General features: G+C 56.6%; 14 protein-coding genes. All 14 read right to left on the reverse strand.

The window, feature by feature from the left end; translation table 11 throughout:
• Nucleotides 1-382: 382 nt before the first annotated feature.
• Nucleotides 383-2,362, reverse strand: a complete 1,980-nt coding sequence (locus AC3WOY_RS27070) for a vWA domain-containing protein (RefSeq protein ID WP_492429579.1) — start codon at nt 2,360-2,362, stop codon at nt 383-385.
• A 79-nt stretch (nt 2,363-2,441) separates the two neighbouring features.
• Nucleotides 2,442-3,572 carry a DUF3150 domain-containing protein gene (locus AC3WOY_RS27075; protein ID WP_492429580.1) on the reverse strand — a complete coding sequence of 377 codons (1,131 nt, stop codon included), beginning with the start codon at nt 3,570-3,572 and terminating at the stop codon, nt 2,442-2,444.
• Between the two features lie 347 nt (nt 3,573-3,919).
• Nucleotides 3,920-6,577, reverse strand: a complete 2,658-nt coding sequence (locus tag AC3WOY_RS27080; protein ID WP_492429581.1) for an adenosylcobalamin-dependent ribonucleoside-diphosphate reductase — start codon at nt 6,575-6,577, stop codon at nt 3,920-3,922.
• Nucleotides 6,578-7,104: 527 nt separating this feature from the next.
• Nucleotides 7,105-7,743, reverse strand: coding sequence for an ERCC4 domain-containing protein (locus AC3WOY_RS27085; RefSeq protein WP_492429582.1), 639 nt, complete (start codon nt 7,741-7,743; stop codon nt 7,105-7,107).
• A 366-nt stretch (nt 7,744-8,109) separates the two neighbouring features.
• Entirely contained in the window at nt 8,110-9,129 is a 1,020-nt protein-coding gene (locus AC3WOY_RS27090) for an IS110 family RNA-guided transposase (protein ID WP_492421991.1), read from the reverse strand.
• A 115-nt stretch (nt 9,130-9,244) separates the two neighbouring features.
• Nucleotides 9,245-9,511: a hypothetical protein gene (locus AC3WOY_RS27095; RefSeq protein WP_492429583.1), complete on the reverse strand. Its 267-nt coding sequence runs from the start codon at nt 9,509-9,511 to the stop codon at nt 9,245-9,247.
• A gap of 105 nt (nt 9,512-9,616) precedes the next feature.
• Nucleotides 9,617-9,811 carry a hypothetical protein gene (locus tag AC3WOY_RS27100; protein ID WP_492429584.1) on the reverse strand — a complete coding sequence of 65 codons (195 nt, stop codon included), beginning with the start codon at nt 9,809-9,811 and terminating at the stop codon, nt 9,617-9,619.
• Nucleotides 9,812-9,907: 96 nt separating this feature from the next.
• Nucleotides 9,908-10,237: a hypothetical protein gene (locus AC3WOY_RS27105; RefSeq protein WP_492429585.1), complete on the reverse strand. Its 330-nt coding sequence runs from the start codon at nt 10,235-10,237 to the stop codon at nt 9,908-9,910.
• The gene (locus AC3WOY_RS27110; protein ID WP_492429586.1) at nt 10,227-10,424 is read right to left on the reverse strand and encodes a hypothetical protein; all 198 of its coding nucleotides are present in this window, start codon (nt 10,422-10,424) and stop codon (nt 10,227-10,229) included. Before AC3WOY_RS27110 ends, AC3WOY_RS27105 begins: the two co-directional genes overlap by 11 nt.
• Nucleotides 10,425-10,498: 74 nt before the next feature.
• Complete coding sequence (locus AC3WOY_RS27115; protein WP_492429587.1) at nt 10,499-11,455, reverse strand: DUF7146 domain-containing protein; 957 nt, start codon at nt 11,453-11,455, stop codon at nt 10,499-10,501.
• A 167-nt stretch (nt 11,456-11,622) separates the two neighbouring features.
• On the reverse strand, nt 11,623-13,086 hold the full coding sequence (locus AC3WOY_RS27120; RefSeq protein WP_492429588.1) for a phosphoadenosine phosphosulfate reductase domain-containing protein: 1,464 nt from the start codon (nt 13,084-13,086) through the stop codon (nt 11,623-11,625).
• A 458-nt stretch (nt 13,087-13,544) separates the two neighbouring features.
• Nucleotides 13,545-14,990: a DNA cytosine methyltransferase gene (locus AC3WOY_RS27125; RefSeq protein WP_492429589.1), complete on the reverse strand. Its 1,446-nt coding sequence runs from the start codon at nt 14,988-14,990 to the stop codon at nt 13,545-13,547.
• A 56-nt stretch (nt 14,991-15,046) separates the two neighbouring features.
• A complete protein-coding gene (locus AC3WOY_RS27130) occupies nt 15,047-17,179 on the reverse strand; it encodes an adenine nucleotide alpha hydrolase family protein (protein WP_492429590.1) in 2,133 nt (710 codons plus the stop codon).
• Complete coding sequence (locus AC3WOY_RS27135) at nt 17,160-18,938, reverse strand: ATP-binding protein (RefSeq protein WP_492429591.1); 1,779 nt, start codon at nt 18,936-18,938, stop codon at nt 17,160-17,162. Before AC3WOY_RS27135 ends, AC3WOY_RS27130 begins: the two co-directional genes overlap by 20 nt.
• Nucleotides 18,939-19,174: the final 236 nt, after the last annotated feature.

Raw genomic sequence — 19,174 nt, forward strand, 5'->3', positions numbered from 1 at the left:
CCCTATTGCGCACGGCGACATACGCAATAGGGGGCATCCGTCCACATCCCGCCACCGCAGGAGATGAACCGGCCAATCGAAGAACCCGTAAATGGCCCTCCCGGCGTTCGCCAGGGGCGAACAGAGAGCCAATCAATCGGTCGATGTACAGGGGCACGAAACAGTAAGACTGCTTCGGGCAGTTGAACATGTGGCGCGCAGGAGCTTGCAAGTGGCTGGATCTGCGCTTTGCGAAATGCGTGTTGAACACGCTCTTGGACAAGCACATAGGCTCATCGCGAAGAAACCTTCAAAACCCTTGCCGATGGATTGGTCCATGGACAAGCGCTCTGAAACGGGGCACGACCACTCACCCGGTCGGGTAAGTGATCGTTCCGTTGAACTATGCTGCCAACAATTCCTCGTGGAGGAACTGGAAGAGCTTGTCAGCGAGTTCATTGACATCGTCGATACAGACAAACTTGTCAAACAAGTGTCCTACGTCAACGCCAATTCCCACGCCGATTGTCTCCACGCCAAGCCTGTGGAGGTCGTACATTGCTTGACGGGCGGCTTCCTCTTCATTCGGTTCGCCGTCCGTGATCACAAATACAACCCTCTTCGAAGCCCTGCGCAAGGCAAGTTCTTTGCCTGCCCATGACAGCGCGATATGCAACGGCGTGCCGCCGGAAGGTGAGACTGTGGGATAGCGCAGAACGGTGTTCTTTGCCTTCTCACCGAAGTCCTTGAGGACCCCGATTCCTTCCATATAGCTGCCAGCCACATACCCTGCCGGTCCAGGAAACACGCCAACCGAGTGGTCAACCCCACGGATGTTGTCCAGCGCCAGAGACAGCGCCAGCGTTGCATCCATTGCTTTTCGCATCCGGCCAAGAACCCAGCCCATGGAATCGCTCTTGTCGGTCAGAACCACCACATCCGTGTCGATGTCGGTACCCTTGATCTCCTTTTTGAAGACGTTCGGATTACCTACCGCCAAACGGTGCAAGCGACGGACTGAGAAGTCCTTGCCCGACCGCCGGTGGATGACACGCGACTTCGTCGTGGTCTCGACCAACCTGGTCAACCTGAAACGCAGCGCATTGACAGACCCTTGGACCCGGTCAAGCTCGTCACCGAGCGTGCCCGACGTTGCTTGCAGCTTGTGCTCCTCCGGCGTGTACCAGAGGTTAGGATCGAAGTCGCCGTTGGCCATCTGTTCAGACGCCATATCGTTGACCATGTCCTGAATCTTCTCGCCCACTGCCTTGATCATGTCCTCATTGGCCATGTCGAGCAGATCGTCCAGAACGGTGCGGATACCACCCGCTCCGTTTCCGACAGAAGATTGCTGCTGGCTTGTGCCCGCATTGCCGCTGTCACCAGCATCACCATCAGCCTCGTCAGCGCCAGTGTCGCCATCGTTACCGTCAGCGGCAGCCGATTGCGATCCCTGTGCGTCAGCGTCCTGGTCAGCATCATCGCCCTCACCGTTGCCGGTTGCAGACGAGTCGTCGGCAGAGTCGTCGTCAGCATCTGCGTCGTCGCCGGTACCGGAGGCACCCGCTTGGCCGTTCTGCTGACTGTCGTCCTCATCGTCGGCGCCGTTTCCGGAACCTTGCTGAGGCTGACCCTGCTGCTGTTGCTGCTGTTGCTGCTGTTGCTGCTGTTGCTGCTGTTGCTGTTGCTGCTGTTGCTGCTGTTGCTGCTGTTGGTCTTCCTTCCACTTCTCGTTTTCTTCCTTCAGCATCTCGATGATCTGATTTGCAATATCAAGGACTTCCCACGAGTCGGAGGTCGGTTTGACCTGGAACATCAGCGCGCGCAGCTTGGTCATGGTCGAGGCAGGTATCAGCTCAGCGACCAGTTGTTCGGCGATGTCGGCGTATTCTGCATACGCTTCTTCACCGACCATCGAACACCGCAAGCGGTATTGGATGAACATCTGGATCAACTGCACCGGCTGCATCGTCTTGACTGGCCGCGCTTCATCTCCTTCCTCGATCAGGTATTGCGCGAGCGAGTCCAGAATTTCCTTTGAGCCCGGATGGAGCTGGTGCTGCTGTGTATCGCGAGCACAGTCTTCCAGCGAGTTCCACAGGTGCATCTGCAACGGAGACTTGATTTGCTTGAGTACCGCCATATCCGTAAAGCGATGTCCAAGTTCATGGACTGCATAGCCGAGAAAGGCCATAGCTTCGCGAGCGGACTTGATGACGATACCTGGCAGCCAAACTGTCTTGGCATCCGTCTTTGCTTCCTTGCCACCCACAATCCACTTTCGAATCGAATCGGAAGCGGTCAGCATGGCGGCGAAGATGGGCATCGACTTGATGAAGTCTTCCGGCCGGAAGTTATTTATATCGATTCCGAATAAACGCATTTTCATTCCCTTTCAAGGAAAGAAAAGCCTCTCCCACCGCAACGGAGAGAGGCCAGTTAAGGTCCTGTTGCGGCAGGAGTTATGCGAACACCGGGATCGAGAATCCCAGCGTTGTCGGAACAGCCATTTCCTCCGACTTGGTGTTGATCACCAGGTCAGTTTCAACGGTTTGAGACACCACTTCGACTTCCACGACCGGGAGAACAGCTTCGGTCGTTTCGGGCGCCGCGGCTGCAGCTTCTTCAGGCTCGATCGGCAGAGCGGCTTGCACCGTATTCTGCGTTGCGATCCCGAGGAACGGGGCAACGAACGCATTGACGTCGTTGACATGCATGCCGTTGCGGATTGCTTCACCCATTTCCTTCGTCATATCGGCGTTTTTCAGCGTCAAGACGAGCATCTGGAGAGCATTCAGGTCCTTACCTTCGTACGGACCTTCCGCGGGCAATGCACCGAGCACGTGGTTGATGTAATTCACCACGGGCTCTGCCCTGTTGTCGATAAAAGCGAGATCGGCGAAGTTGTCACGCAGCTCGCGGATCGGGCCGAGGACAGACGCGCGTACTGCGGAACGCAGCACATTCGTCTTGTCTTCACCCGCGCCGCGTTCCTCATGGAACGAGTCGCGCCAGATTTCGGCAGCACGAGCAGCGTTCTTGGCGAACAACTGGTCGGTCAAGCCGAGGATCTGGCCTTCGATCTTCTGGTTCATCGGCGAATCGACATCCGACAGCGTGCCAATCGGAAAAGGCACGTAGTCGAACTTGATCCTGTCGCCGATGTTTCCGACGTCAGCCAACGCCTTCTCCAGCGCTTCCTTGAACTGCGGATGCTTCTCAGCCCATGCGTGAGCCTTGGCCCAGAAGGAGTCGGTAAACTCCTGCTTCTTGGCGTTGGCCACTTCGATCTCCGCTTCAAGCACTTTGCAGAGCTTTTCAGCGGTCGGCTTGCTCATTGCGCGCCCACCCATGAACTTCAGGCCGGGAGCGTTATAAGCACGCCACATGCGTTGCTTGATGGTGCGGAAAACCCGCAGCTCGGTGGGATCAATCAGCTTGGCCCCTTCGATTTCCACCAGCGCAGACGCCGGCAGCTCGTTGACCTTGATGCCGAACTCTTCCAGGTCGACCTTCCGCGATGCTTCGGGAATGTCGATGTCCAGGTAGATGCCGACGAGGTTTTCAGCTGCGACTTGAACGAGGTCTTTCATAATGCTTCCTTTCCGCCCGAAGGCAAAGAATGAAAACGCGGAAGCACCATGAGCCCTGACGGGATCACAATACATCCCGCGCGGGTTGAATTACCTTCGGTGATGCCGAAGGCAAGGTAGAAAGGACGTTGCCGCCCTTATTTCGAAATGCTGGAGTTGAATCCAGCTTGTTAGCATGCACATAGGCACACTCACAAAATTCTTGCTGCTGAAGTCAATCGACCTCACCAGCTAGAACTCTGACCGTTGCCTGAGTGGTTTTGCCAGCACAGGGAGAGATCCCTGTACTGACAATCCACCGAGTTTCCTCGCGGAAACTTTTTATTTTTTGCGCGTTGAAAAAAGCATCAGCCGCAAGCTCCGACTTCGCCGCAATGGGTGCAGAACTCACATCCATCTTTGCGTATAACAGCTCGCGCTCCGCACGACTTGCACTCCTTACCAGCCATCACCTTGTTCTTCGGGGCGATGCCGCTGTCGGCGCCAACCATATCCGATTCCGGAGTGACTTCAACCACGTTCAGGCCATTGCATTTTTGCGCGTACTGCTTCGCAAGAACACGGACCGGAACTTGATTGCCGTCGGCATCCAAGAAACCGACATCGGCCAGATACTGCTGGATGCCAAAGGCGATCGCAGCAACTTCCGAACGATGGGTGCGCGGAACCCGCTCACCATCTGGCTTCACAATCTCACCGAACTGCACGTTGCCGTTGCCGGCAACCTGGCGCAGATTTGCAAGAGCTTCCGCAGCAAATCCACCACGGGCAGAAAGACTCAGCATACGCATGCATGCAGAGACCCATTCCGTCGTTTCCTCGCTTTGGCCAGCAGGCAGGAAGAACTCGATCGGCCTTTCGATCTTCACCGGCTTGCCTTCATGGACGCCATCGACTTCCATGAATGCCACGCTGATGTACAGGCTTTTCGGCTCCCAGTTGCTCTTGTAACGCATCTTGATGTTCACCGCCGGCAGCGCACCGTCGGGCCGCTTCGCAATGGGCTTGCGAATCGGATCCTCATCTACCAGCACCGGTTCCACTGGCGCTGCTGCAGCTTCCTGACCTTCTGCTTTGGGTTTGTCGACCGACAGCACCGCACCCGTGATCGAGTTCGGACGGTAGGTCGTGACACCCTTGACACCGGCTTTCCAGGCCTGCATGTAGATGCCAACAAAGTCTTCGAAGGGGTATTCCTCCGGGACATTGATGGTTTTCGAAATCGCCGTGTCGATATACGGGGCGACTTCCTTGAGGACCGTCAGGTGAGCACCGGCTGACATCTCCAGCGCACTCACGAAAGCAGCAGGCAACATCACTTTGTCGACACCGCCCTCCTGATACACCGTGCCCGGCTCAACACTGGATTCGGAGCAGAAAGGAACTACCTCTACCTTGTCACCAATACCCTTCATACGGCGGTAGATGGCGTAGGCGAGATCTTCAACCAGGTAGTCAACCTTGCTGCCGTCACCTTCGCGCTTCGTGCGGGTATAGAACCAAGAGAAAGCAGGTTCAATTCCGTTCGAGGCGTTTCCGGCGAATGCGAGGCTGATGGTGCCAGTTGGAGCGATCGACAAGAGGTGGCTGTTACGGATGCCATGCTCCCTGATTGCTTGCTTGATGTCGTCCGGCAGACGCGAAGCGAATGTGCCGTTGCTGAGATACTTTTCAGCGTCGAACAACGGGAACGGGCCCTTTTCCTTGGCCAATTCCACGCTCGCCATGTACGCGGTGTTGCGCTTGAACTCTGCGATCTTCCGGGCCATTTCTGCCCCTTCAGCTGAGTTATACGGCAACCCCAACATGATAAGCGCATCGCCCAGACCAGTGAAACCGAGTCCGACGCGACGTTTTGCCATTGCCTCGGCCTTCTGCTTCTCCAACGGCCAGACCGTAGCGTCGAGCACGTTGTCGAGCAGGCGTACGCCGATTCGAATGAGCGCCGCGTAAGCAGCGAAATCGAATTTAGCTTGCGGCGTGAACGGATCGCGAACGAGCTGGGGCAGGTTGATTGCCCCCAGATCGCAGCAACCGTAGTCCGGCAAAGGTTGCTCGCCACACGGATTGGTCGTCTCGATTACTTCACAGTACGAGAGATTGTTGTCCGTATTGATGCGGTCAAGGAAAAGCACGCCCGGTTCTGCAGCGTCGTAGGTGTTCTTCATGATCCGGTTCCAGATTTCGCTGGCCTTGACCTTCTTGTACACCCACATGCCATCTTCACGCTGGTACGCCTTGGACGTATCGCGCGGCATGGCGGCATGCCACAGCTCGATTTCCTCATCCTGCTCGAGCGCATGCATGAACGCGTCACGCACACCCACGGAAAGGTTGAAGTTGGAGAGGCTCTTGACCAGCTTCGCGTCGATGAACTCGAGGATGTCCGGATGGTCGATACGCAGAGCACCCATTTGGGCACCGCGGCGCGCGCCAGCCGATTCGACTGTCTCGCAAGACTTGTCGAACACCTTCATGTAGCTCACCGGGCCGGACGCCGTGGAGTTCGTGCTCTTCACATACGCGCCTCTGGGGCGAATCTGTGAAAAGTCGTATCCCACGCCGCCACCGCGCCGCATTGTTTCTGCGGCCTCGGCCAAAGCATCGTAAATGCCAACCTTAGTCGCGCCGGGTACAGCCTTTCCGTTCACTACAGAAACCGCTTGCGCGGAACCGGTAATGGAATCGCTGATCGGCTGCACAAAGCAGTTGATCAACGTGGCCATCAGGTCGGTACCAGCAGCAGACGCAATGCGTCCGGCCGGAATCAACCCTGCGCGCTGTGCCAGGTAAAACACCTCTTTCCAGTAATCCTGGTCAGCGGGCTTTTCCATGGCGGCGATTGCAGCTGCCACGCGCTCACGCACCTGGTCGACGCTGTTTTCTTCGCCTTTAGCATATTTCTCGATTAAAACCGGCAGGCTAATGGGCTGCTCGGGGATCCCGACCATGCAGTCACCCAAGAGGGCGGCGATCGGCGAGATGTCGTTGAGTTGCTGTTTCATTTCACTTCTCCTAAAAGAAACCCCACCAAAGGAGCCCACCTCAACCCCCTTTTGCGGGAGGTTCAGGAAGACTCCCGCAACGGGGAAAACGGTAAGACCCTCAGCACGGATTGCTTTGGGAGAATTTTCGAGATGCTGGTGATAACACGCACATAGGCGTGTCAGATTGGGCTACTACCAGCGGAGAAACACCCAAAAAGCCTGTGCTTTCCGGTGACGGGAAGGCCACGAGAAAGCACACGTTGGGGGTGCTCGAAATGAATAACGCCCACCATTGCTGGCGGCGCTAGGAGAATTGAGAACAGACTTTGAAATATGCGCTTCTCGCCGCGCTGGCGGCCTTTATCAGGCAGGGTCATCTTGCCAAGTATGGTGCCGCATGTCAATGGCTTAAAGCTGCCCGATTGGGCCCTTTACAAGGGCCAAAGGGTGTCAGCGACCATCAGAATGAAGAAAAGCGCCGGACTGGACCGTCTCCGCGCTTCTATATCGGCGTCATTCAGTGACAGACAATCCCTGTCGCGGTGCTACAGCGTGGCTTCAATGACAGCGCGAATGCCCCTGGCCGTCTTGTCGCCCACGCCCGGTGCGCGCTTCAATTCATCGACCGATGCAGCGAAAATGGCCTGCACTGACCCGAAATGGGCGAGCAGCTTCTTGGCGCCAGTCGGACCGACCCCCGGAAACCCCTCGATGAGGAAGGCAGCTTGAAGGCGCATGTCCTTGGGCTTGGCGGTCCGATAGCTGATGTCATAGCCCAGACCCTCCGTCAGGTGCCGTCCGACCGTCTTGATCAACGATGCGGACGCCGCCGGATTGGGACTGGGGATCAACGTCGCTCCCTCAATGGCCGTCAAATACGAGATTGCGCCATGCAGCGCTTCGGGCGCCATCGCCGAGCGGGTCGAATAAATATCGCCTTCGATCAGGAACGCGGCCTTGCCGAATTCCGACTTCATCTTAGCGACCTGCTCGAAGAGCCTTTTGTCCAGGATGCTCGCAATGAAGTCCGTCGCCGCCTTGCGTTCAATGGGATAAGCATCAGCGACGATGTAGTCGCCTGCGGAGAGTTCGCGCACCTCCAACTCGACATCCGGGTCATTGCGTAACAGCCGAATGATGTCGGAGCGGGATTCTTTTGCATCGGCGATGATCTGGATTGGCATGACGGTCTCTCTGGTTGGCGGGCATCAATTTTATCGTGTCCACTCACTCCCACATGGACAAAGTGTCACCCAGTGGAACATATGCGCATCGACTACGCAAATAAAAATCTATGGTCACCCTCCTATTTGCAACTGGGAGTTCAGACGATATGAAGTGGCTTGCATAAATCTATCCGGCGTCATTTGGAGCAGTGCTCCGCGCCACGATGAGAATCGCGCCTGACAGTCCTAAAAAAACCCGCGGCTTCAAAGAGCCCATTTATTTGACAGGTTGTCCGTCAGGCCGGTGTGCCGTTCATGTCATCCAATTTCTTCAGTCGCAAAACCAGTTGGGTGTGTCAAATCTACTGCAGGATGGACCGGGAATTATGCTACGGCACCCTCGGTCCGGTATTGGGTATGCTTGGCTGCCATCGACCACGCCATGCGCGCCAGCTTGTTGGCCAGTGCGCAGGCAACTACATTGGAATGGCGCCGCAACAGCAGCTCGCGTACCCACTCTGCGAGGCGACCGGTTTGTCGGTCAAGGCGCTGCATATAGGCACGGGCGCATTGCACTAACAACTGCCGAAGGTGCTTGTCGCCACGCTTGCTGATGCCGAGCAGGTTGGCCTTGCCACCAGTACTATACTGTCGCGGTACCAGCCCAATTGATGCGGCAAAGTCGCGGCTGCAGCGATACTGCTTGCCGTCCCCAACCTCCGCCGACAGGAGGCTCGCCGTAATCGGGCCCAGCCCTGGAACCACCAGCAGACGTTGGCCCAGGTCATCGTCGGCCAATTGCCGAACCAGTTCCTTCTCCACTTCGATAATCTGTTCCACCAGGTATTTGTAATGAGCATGCAGTCGTTCCAGCAGGGATACCAGCCGTGCTGGCAGTCGGTGTTCTGCCAGCACGGAACATAGACGGGTGATAACGGCTTGACCAATGGGGAGGCTGATGCCGAATTCCAGCAGGAAGCCGTGGATCTGGTTGGTCGTCTTGACCTTGTCGCGCACCAAGGATTCTCGCACTCGGTGCAACGCGCCCAGCACCTGCTGGGCTTCCGTCTTCGGTGTAACGAAACGCATGTTGGGGCGCGACGCCGCTTCACAGATCGCTTCGGCGTCGATGAAATCGTTCTTGTTGCCCTTAACGAAGGGGCGGACGAATTGGGGATTGATAAGCTTCACATCGTGTCCAAATGAAGCCAGGTGCCGGGCCATATGGTGAGCGCCGGCGCACGCTTCCATTACGATAGTGCAGGGTTGGAACGTTGCAAGGAACTCAAGCAGTTGCTTGCGGGAGAACTTCTTGCGAAAGACGGCTTTGCCGCGGCGATCCTGGCCGTGCAGGTGGAAAGAATGCTTCCCAAGGTCAATACCAATCAGCGTTACGTCTTCCATGATGATCTCCGCTCCAAGTAAAAACACCCTACTAGCGTAGTCGCTGATAGGGTGGAGGGTGACCATCTCATTAAACCCGGTGCCGCACGGGGCGGACCGGGTTTTCTTGATGGTGCTAAAACAACATGTAGAACTGCTGGTACTCGTTCGGACTCAGCGCCTGGCGAGCAGCTGCCATGAGCTTCTGATACAGCCCGTGGCGTTCCGCGTAGACATCAAGCGGAACCTCCCCAAGTTCTTCGCAGCGGCGATTGATCGCCGCGAAGCGACTTTCGAGATCGGCGCAGCCAAGGGCTTTTGCCGCCAGCTGGTAAGCACTGCCATGGTCATTGCGTTGAACCATCGCGCGCAGTTGCTTCAGCACTTTGACACTCAAAGACATCGTGAACTCCGTGTTTGACCCCGCGGAGACACACCTCCCATACGTGGGAGATGAGTCCCACATGGGAAGTTGGTTGTCTGACTGGTCAGCGAAGCAGTACCCTGGTTACCCCGGGGCCTGCAGCTTGCAGTCCTTGTACGGCGAATTAAACACTTCGCTGACCTGCTCAATGTAAGATGCATCGATTGCGAGCATTGCGCCGCTTTCGGGATCCTTCATTACCTCCAACTCCACCGGAGCGTTGGTGTCCGGGTCGATGACGGTGACGCGGCCTGCGAATTTTGTCTGAATTGCACTCATTGTGATCTCCTCGGTTCCCTTGGAGATCCCTCGCCGGCCGGCGAAAAGATCCCGGTCGGGAGGTTTGTTGACGAACCGTTGCCGGCCCAATTGCGATTAGTTGATCGGATTGTCCCGCGCGTACTGCACGGCCAGTTCCCGGGTTCGGAAGGCCATTTTGGTCAACCCCACCAGGAACCACTGCTCCCCCTCGATGTCCGTGTACCGAATCTTGTGACCGGCCTCGGTGAGGACGACCGGATCTTCGGAATCGAGCATCAGGTGAGACTCCCGCACAGGACTCCACGGAGCGTCTGTCGGCGACAGGTAGTACCGGGGTTCTTCGCCCGGCCGTTCCTCGACGCCGCTTATCGTCCTTTCGGGAAACTTCAACCCGTAATCGTTGACCCAGGTGACCAGGGAGCCAACTGCGAATTTAGCGGCCATTGCGCGTTCCTTTCCAGCCTTTCAGCCAGTCACGAACGAACAGAACGACCACCACGATTGCCAGCGGGCCGACATTCCAGAAGACGATCTCTGCATCCGTCATCGGCGGCAGATTGTCGAACAGCCTGTGAAGGGCCACGTCGAGAGGCGACAGCGCCTCTTCAATGGCCTGAAGTACTTGGTTCATCGGATTGCTCCTAAAAGAACGGGAGCTTCCCCAATGGGGAAAGCTCCCCATTGGGTTGATGAAAATACGGCTACCTACGCCGCGTGCACGGCCGGCGCCTGCCGTTGTTTGGCCAGGTAATAGTCCAGCCAGTCCGTACCCTCAGCGGGCGGGACATAGCATTTGACCACCTTCCTGCCCTCCTCGAGCAAGCGCTTCTTCAATGCGTACGCAGCGTCTTGGCCGGCACGCCTACCTTTTGCGTCAGGACGATCGTTATCAGCGAAGATGTAGACCTCTTCGATGTGTGCGGGAATGATCATCTTTTTCATGATCTTTGCTGCTATTCCCGCCCAAACGTCCATACCGGACAACAGGTGTACCGCGAAGGCAGTTTCAATGCCCTCACACACGGCCAGCTTGGTACCGTCGCCTCGGAAAAGGCGGATTGCGCCGCCGTCGCCTGTGGAAGAGTACAACTTCTTCTCAGGCATTTCCGCACCATCAGCATCCACGATCTTCGCTTTGCGGCCGTCCTGCAGATAAGTACGATGAACCGTGACCGGTTTGCCGTCCTTGTCCTGCACGATAGCCAGCATCGCTTCGTAGTTGCCGATCTTGCGCTTCTTCTCGTCCCGATATTCAAGGGACGGATGAAAACGCAACACGCCCGGATAGCCGGGAAGGATGAGCCCGCGATTGCAAAGGTAGGTGTCCACAGGATCGCCGGCGGCGATACTTTGGGCGCCCTTCACAAGCTTGTTCAATTCCTTCTTCAGCCACTCCGGAGAGGCTTTTTGCTTCTTTGTCGTCGTAACGGGCGCCGGCAAGGGTTCCGTCGGTCCGGTCGAGCCGCCAAGCTTTTCCATGATTGCGATGAGGGTTTCGTTGAACGACATCCCCGTCACATCCTGAATCAGCTTGATGCCATCCCGGTTACCAGGCTCACAGTGACTGCAGTAGCTGTCACCATTCTCGAACTTGTTATCGTAACGAAAACGAGTAGCGCCACCGCACACCGGACACGGTCCCTCCTTGTCTTGCGTATTCAAGAAATCCGCATGCACAAAACACGAAAGAACGTAGTCCCACTGCCCTCGAACCGCTCGCATAACGTCTGCTTTGTCAGGTCCTCTCATAGGTTCCTCTCTATGAAACCACCGGACGCAGCATCCCCCACCAGCGGGAAGATGCCCGCCGGTGCGGTTGATAAATGCGACTAGATGGAGCACATGAAGCACGCAACCTTGCGGTCGTCGTACTCTTCATGAATGACGTCCTCAGGATGAAATCTCGCCATCCCAAGCACCTCCCCCACTTCGCCTGTTAGTTTTTGCAACTCGCGGTTGGTCAGCTCATATTGCTCATAGCCCCAGGACAATGGTCTGTCCTGGTACTTGGCATACTTGCGTACCTCGCGCTTCAAGCCTTCCGCATGTAACGAACGTCGTGCCCAGAGATAGAGGTGTTTCAGCCTCGAATAACTGGATCGATCACCCGACCATACGTACGACCCTTGCGCGACCTTTCCTGTGTCCATGAGCCGTTGGGGCACTTGAATCAGGAAGAACGCAAGTTTGAGCTCGGCCTTCATTTCTTCGACGGTCAGATGATGCTTGACCTCCGGAGTCTGAATGCGGTGCTCGTAGTGGGACTGGAGTTGTGCCTGGATGCCGGCGCGGGTCGTCGAAAACGACACGATGCGCTGCCACCAAACACCCGTACCACCAATTGCAGGATTGACCAAGAACTCGGCGCCAACCCACAAGGACGCCATTGGTTCGCCGCCAAAGAGCGACATCACCGGTTCATCCTTCTTCTGTGCTTTGCCCCACTTCACCGGCACCCATCGCGAAGCCTGGGAGGCATCGACGTCGGGCGGGATCGGCAAGGTAAGCCAGTTTGTGGAAGCGCCGCATTCCTCTTCCAGCTGTACAGCGTTCTCAGGGAAGCGGGCAAGATCGGCATCGGACAACTTCTCGTAGCGCTGGCCGGTTGTAAAAGCCTCCGGATCGTGCTCGAGCAAGCCAACCAACTCCGCCTTTCTCATAAAGGGACAGCAACTGCAACCTGAGCGACTTCGATAGTAGTAGTACGAAGGCACACCGATTGTTTGCTCCAGTATCTGGAACACGTGCTCACGTCGAATGCCGAGCGCCTTGAAGGGCAACTCAGTCTCGATGTAAGACTCGTGCGATACCAGCCCAGTACGCTCTGGTTCATCGGCACGAATGCCGACCATCGCGTAAATCGTTTGTTGGCCAGTACGCAGACCAGCAACGTAGGCTTCGTACGGCACGAGCTTGAGCTCGCGCGTACACCACCGCGACTGACTGGACGGCAGAAAGCCCTTGTAGTCGTCGATCTTCTCGTACAACCCCTTGTTGGGGATCAGACGGAGGATCGACTTTCCAAGGAAACGCTCCAGGCGATCGAGCGATGCCAGCAGCTCCGGAGACTCAGCCAGCGTGTCCGTGAAGAACATCTGGAAATCCACGTCCGGGTAAAGGTCGTGAAGCAGAATCGCCATTGCCGTTGAATCGGCACCACCACTACAGGGAATCATGTAGCGGTCATACCCCAGCATCCCCGGCAGCGTATAGCAACCGGACACGAGCGAAGCAAAACGAGCGTCTTGCCGCGGCACGATGCGCCGGTCAATGATCGCGAGATCACTGTTCATATATCACCTCTTGAAGTATCCACTGCCCAGGATCAGGGCCGCTTGCGCGGTATTAAACGAAGATTGCGAAATGCACTGGTAACAGTGCGTCCCCACCGCGAGGGTGGCGCTCTCAACGAGCGTCGTGCACGAGGCACAGAAGATCCTTGGCTATCCGATACGGCTGCGCATGGGATAGCCGCCTTGGGGCGACGAAATGGAGCAAAGCTGCGGGCGTAGAGCCGCGACTTGGGTAATTGAGCGGGAACAGCGAAACGCCGGCGCGTCCTGTGACGGCGGCAATTTGATGGGTACTACGGGGATCTTGGTCATGCGCTTCTCGCCGCGCTGGCGGTCCCATCGGACTCAGCCATTGTATGTCGGCCAAAAACCGGCGTCAATCAGCCCGGCAACAGGGAGAAACGGATATACCGTTTCCCCCTGCGCGCGGTCTGCAACCCAGACTTCGGGTTGATTGCTTAGCCTACAGCGGCAAGAAGGTCGTGCTGCACCTCCTCTTCCCCTTCCTCGTCCAGAACGCGCGGGGGCGCGATCAAGCCGACTTCGAGGAACCGCCGGCACATCTTGGCGATGGCCTTTGAGATTGCCTTGAACGGCGCCGGGGTGATGCTTTGTCCCAGGCACTGGTGCCCAAAGGTTTGGGAAAGCCCTTCAACGAACCGTTCGTCAATTCCCTTCGCACGAGCATGCTCGATGGTAGTGGGAACGCGGAGCAAACCCGTACGGGGATTGCGCCACTTCGGATCAGTCGATCGGTTCTTGGCGAGATCTTTAGTCAAGGTCCCGCAGGACTGCGCATCCACGTCGTAGATCTGCATGGAAAAACCCTTCCCCGCAGCCTTGTCTCGAAGCTCTTTTGCCCTGAGTCCGGGCATAGAACTCCAGCGCGGATCGTCGTCGGACATGTCCTCCATGATCTGCCCCAACGTTGTCGGTTCCCATTCGGGAATCTCGATGTCCGCCGGATCGAAATGGAGGCCTTCCGTAACGAAGACTGTCGCCAGGCGCTTCCGCTTCTCAAAGACCCCGTACTCCGAGGAGTCGACAATCATCTCGTGGCAGATGTAGCCATGATCACGGAAATGATTGCGCATGATGCTCATGCTGGCGCTTGAGGCATACGGAACGACGTTCTCGAACAGCACTATAGAAGGATTGAGCTTTGCAACAACCGCGACGAAGGACGCAACGAGATGGCCGACCAGAGGATGGTCCTCAGGATGGCTCAACTTCCGCTTCGCGCGTCCGGCAACACTTGCCCCAGAGCAAGGCAAGCCCGCGGTGATTACGTCACAGGTCCCCAGCTTGCTCATCACATACTCGTCGAACGCCAATTCCTGCAGTGGCATCTGGAGGACTTTCGTCTCCGGATCAAATGCGAGGTTGACGTTCTCGGCTTGCTCGAGCATATCGCCGGAGATGTCGTTGGCGCCGGCTAACTTCACCGGAACCCCCGCTTCGTCCATTCCCTCCTTGAAGGTATCGGAGAGAACACCCGCACCGTGGCTAAACGACAGCTCGGTGAGTGCTTCCGACTTTTCCAGTTTGGACTTCAACCGGTCCAGCCGATCCTTCTTCCGGATTTCAGACGCAGGCGGGAGAATGTAGATCTTCTTCGGCGTCATGATTGCACGAACAACTTTCATGTCCTTGAACATGCCCAGGACTTTCTCGCTGTTCAAATCAATCACCGGATCAAACTCGCCATTCTTCTTCGGCTTCTTTGACACAACATGGGAGCCCTTGTCGGAAACCGATAGGACGATCATGTTCTTTGTTACCTGCACATCGATCTCGTACTGAACACCCGGCTCGAAACCCGCCTTTTTCGGGCGATTGCCTTGCATCCAAACACGAGGTTGGCCTTTGTTCTGGCCGATCGAATATAGCGCTGCAGTTTGCATTTTTCACTCCCTGTGAAAAGAGACGGACAAGGCGCGAGCGCCCCGTCCATGATTGATTAAGCAAATTCGAGTTCAAATCCGCCTTGACGGATCTGCTTACCCAAATCCTCTTCGATCAGTTCCAAAGTTTCCTTTGGTACCTCGGCTGCTGACACACTTAAGCTGTACGCATAGTCATGGTCGTAGTTACCGGCCAGTCCTTTGCGCAACCGGAAGTTCGCCCGACGCAAACGCGTGTCGAAGAACCTCTCGTCGCCCTTGTGAATCTTCACCAGTTCCTGCCCCACGTAATACATGAAGCCGTAGGTGCTTGGTTCGACTCGCTGGTCATGGTGCTTTTCGAGCAGATAGTCCAGCTCGAACTCCATCAGGTACTCGACAGCCTCCATGTCGATCGTGAACATCGGTGCAGTCTGAATGTCCATGATCTTCAAGCCATCGCCTTTCAGCGTGCGCGTGCCCAGGCAACCGCTGCCGGAAAACTCCGTCATCGCTTCGGCAAATACATCCCGAAGCCCGGTCACCAAGCGTTCCTCGCCCTCGTCCCAATCCGCACCTACATGGATGAAGCGCATTTCTGGCATCTTCACCTTCGGAGCGGTCGGCACTTCAGGTACAGGGAATCGCTTTCCGCGCAGGTACACCTCACGGTAGAGGTGCAACGCGTGGAACGGCTTTTGCAGCCCGTTGACAGACCAGTAAGCGTCAATTGCAAAAAGCGCTTGAGCACTGATGATCTGAAAACGGCGCCTGATTCCGAGGCGTTGGGCAGCTTCCGCTTCCTCAACATCAAGGGTCAGGCACATGGCCAAAAGATCAGAAAGCGTCTGGGAACTGAACGTGTCCGGCCAGAAGGCGATGTAGCCGTGGCGGATCGTCCGATGTATCCAGTTGCGCTTGCTGAAGTCGTACTGGATCGCCAGCAGGTATCGTTGGAGGCGATTGAGTCCGCGCATATACGCATATCTTTCGTCACCTTCGATCATGTTTTCCAGCGACTTGTCGCGGCCGATGGGTGTGCATGACCAGCAGCCCGTACGGGCGCCGCATGGTTTGGCCATGATGGAACGCTCGGCCTGGTAAGTACACCCGCCCCCGCCGGCGTCGCCGTATATACGATAGAGATCCTCGAAGTCCGAGTACATATCGATATCACCGGAGACGCAACGGTTGAGCAGTTCCCACACATCCGCTTCACGCCATTTGGCGATCGGCGACAGGAACAAATCCCCCGTCTTGACGTTGGCCACCACCTCGGTGTCCGACTCATTGCGCTTTTTCATGTTTCGCGCCCTGACGACAGATTCGTCAAAGCGGGTACCGCTGATCGAGACCGGCTTTTGATAGCCGAACTCTTGCAGCGACTGAAACACTTCCTTGCGCAGACGCCCCATCGGCGTGCCTTTCAACCCCTCCTGACAATCCCTTTGTGTATCGGGATAACCAGGCAGACTACGCCCGGAGAGGATCTTGACGGCCCACTCATCGTTGAGAGCAGGACGACTACGGCGCACGATGATCTTTAGCCCATGCTTCTCAGCGAAGGCGACCATCTTTGCCAGCTCCCCCCGAATGTGCATATCAACTTCTGGGTTGTCGACCTTGGTATCGGCGTTCAGCACGACGATATGAGGCGGGGTGACTCCCTGTTTGAGCAACTGCAGCGCAGCCAGGAAAACAAGCACCACGCAGGCTGAACTGTCCTTTCCTCCTGACCAGCCGAGGACCGGAACATGGTTGTTCAGCATGATGGCTGCTACAGCTGCGATTGCATTGGCGAGTTTTTCATCAAACGCCTCGACTGCCGGCGCTTGAGTGATTTCCTCGGGACTGAAGAACAACAATGACTGTTGCACGTTCACCTCCATATTGAAAAGAAAGGGCTTGCGCCCGAATTGAAGAAAACCATTTTTGCAATCGACCTTTTCCTTTTCAAAAAACGGATACCGTTTTTCGAGCAGGGACAGGCGATGGCGAGATGGGTGGATTGAAAAGAGAACTGCTTGCGAGATGCCGTCGCGAGGGCGGCGTTCTTGAAACCCGCATAGGAGTCTCAGGAAAATTCGGCCTGTCTTCTTCCCACGCACGCCTGGGAACAAGGCAGGCCATGGATAACCATAGCCCGCGAAAAACCGACAGGAACGCGTTTCCGCGCCCTGTCGTTTGAAGTTACCGCGCGCCGCCAGCAAAAGCGCTGATGGCGTTGGCGATAAGCGTGTCGATCTCGGCAGGCAAAGTCACGTTGCCGCGTTTCTGTTCCTCGGCAAGGTAGCCTTGGACATAGCGCGTCACATCACTTTGCACAGCCTGAATCGTTGGAGAAGGATCGCTGAGGCATTCCACTGCCGTGCCGTCCTGCTGGACATGAACAATGAAGCTCTTGCCACGCAGGGCCGGCAGGTCCGACAAAGGCGTGTCGCAGCGCGACAGCACGTTGCGCATCAACTGCGCTTCGTCCGTCGATCGGTAGTTTGCGATCATGCGTTCGAACAGCTTCCAGTCGGAGTCGTGATCGTCCTCATGGTAGCGATCGTCGCCATCGATGTAGCTGCTGGCCTGGTTGATTACGGCCGCCGAAGCTTCCTTCAACGGGTAAATGATTCGATCACCGTCATAGACGGCATCTTCCTCATACGTAATCGAACGACCTTGCCATGTGAGGGTGTAACTGTCACACATCGCAACGCGCGTCCAGATCCAGCCTTCGAAGGCGAGCGTGTCCTTGATGCCTTCAACCTCGATTGCGATATCAGCCGCATCGAGGTTACGCACCCAACCTTGGACCCAATGGCCTTCGTCAAGCTGCGTCGAGTTGATCAGGATGTAGCCGGCTTTCCATGCGAACATGTAAGCCGTTGCGTTCTCGTCGTTGATGGAATCTTCCATCTGGACAATCACGACTTCACCCTTTTCCACTTCGGCGCGGGAGATGTCCCGCTTGACGTCCGCCAGGTAGTCAGCGCCGCCATAGCCCTCCTGATACGGGTATTCCTCGATGGTCTCGAGGACGGCCCGCGGCAGAAAGCCCACGTCGTTTGCCAGTTCCACGCACCCGAACTGCGCCAAGGCGCCGAAATAGGTGTTGAGGAAAACCGGCCCTGACAGGCTGGCTTTGAACTCGACAAGACGCTCGCGCCAGTACTCGGCAATTGCCTCGTGAATGACGCCAGCCTGCTTCTCTGCATCGATCAGCACATCGCGATCGGGCATCCGTGCACGAAACTTCGTGGAGTCCAGATGCACGACGTTGATCTTGTCGTGGTCGACGTAGCTGTAGTGCGAGCGGCGATCCGTATCGAGGATACGGAACCCCTGCAGGTAGCAGACGGTTCTTGCCGCAAAGCTGCCAGTGTCAACACCGTGGATATAGACCTGTCCGATGGGCAGATCTACAAGCGCCAGGCGATCAGGCGAATGCGGCCTGTCCAGGTGTACGCCATTGAACGACACGGGCACCGGAAAACCGGTGACCAGCTGCTTGATGCGATGGGCAATGTCGTCCAGCACGATGCCCTCCAGCGTGACGCGTGTTCCCGACTGGATGGAGCCGCCCTCCTCGACCGCAAGGGTCTTGAAGTTCAGCGCATCGCTGGTGTCAAAAGCCAGCGTCTTGCCGTTACTCTCAATCTTCACGTGGGTGGAGACGTAGAGGCAGGCGAGAAAGCCGACACCGAACGGCGTCTCCGATTCCTTGATCTCTTCACCCCAGCCGCTTTCGGCCACGGTGAGCAAGTTCTGGAAATCGGTGATGCCCGAGCCGTCGTCTTCGACGACCAGGCGCTTGTGCAGTTGGTCGTACTGAACGCGTACCTCAGGCGAACCTGCACGCCGTGCGTTTTGCATCAACTCGGTGACCACAGTGTAGTGGTTCGAGTAGGCATTGCGCAGTGCGTTGTTCAGCAGGTTGCGTTCGTTGACAGCGACGGCGACGGTTTGTTGGTTCTGCATGCTTATTCCCCTTTCAAGAGAAGAAGCCGCCGAAAACGCGTACACCACCCCCGAGGGGTAGGTGTGCACATACCCCGGCGGGTGATGGTGTTGTAACCATCGTGGTTGATTGAATGGCCATACGGCCGTTGCGAAAAGCTGGATTCAAGCGCGAAGCTTCAGGCATTCCAGCAACCTGTTTTGTTCACCGACAGAGCGGTGACGAAAAATCCGCTTTCTCATACCCCGGTGGGCAT

The sequence above is a fragment of the Noviherbaspirillum sp. FW303-A3 genome (assembly GCF_058788695.1).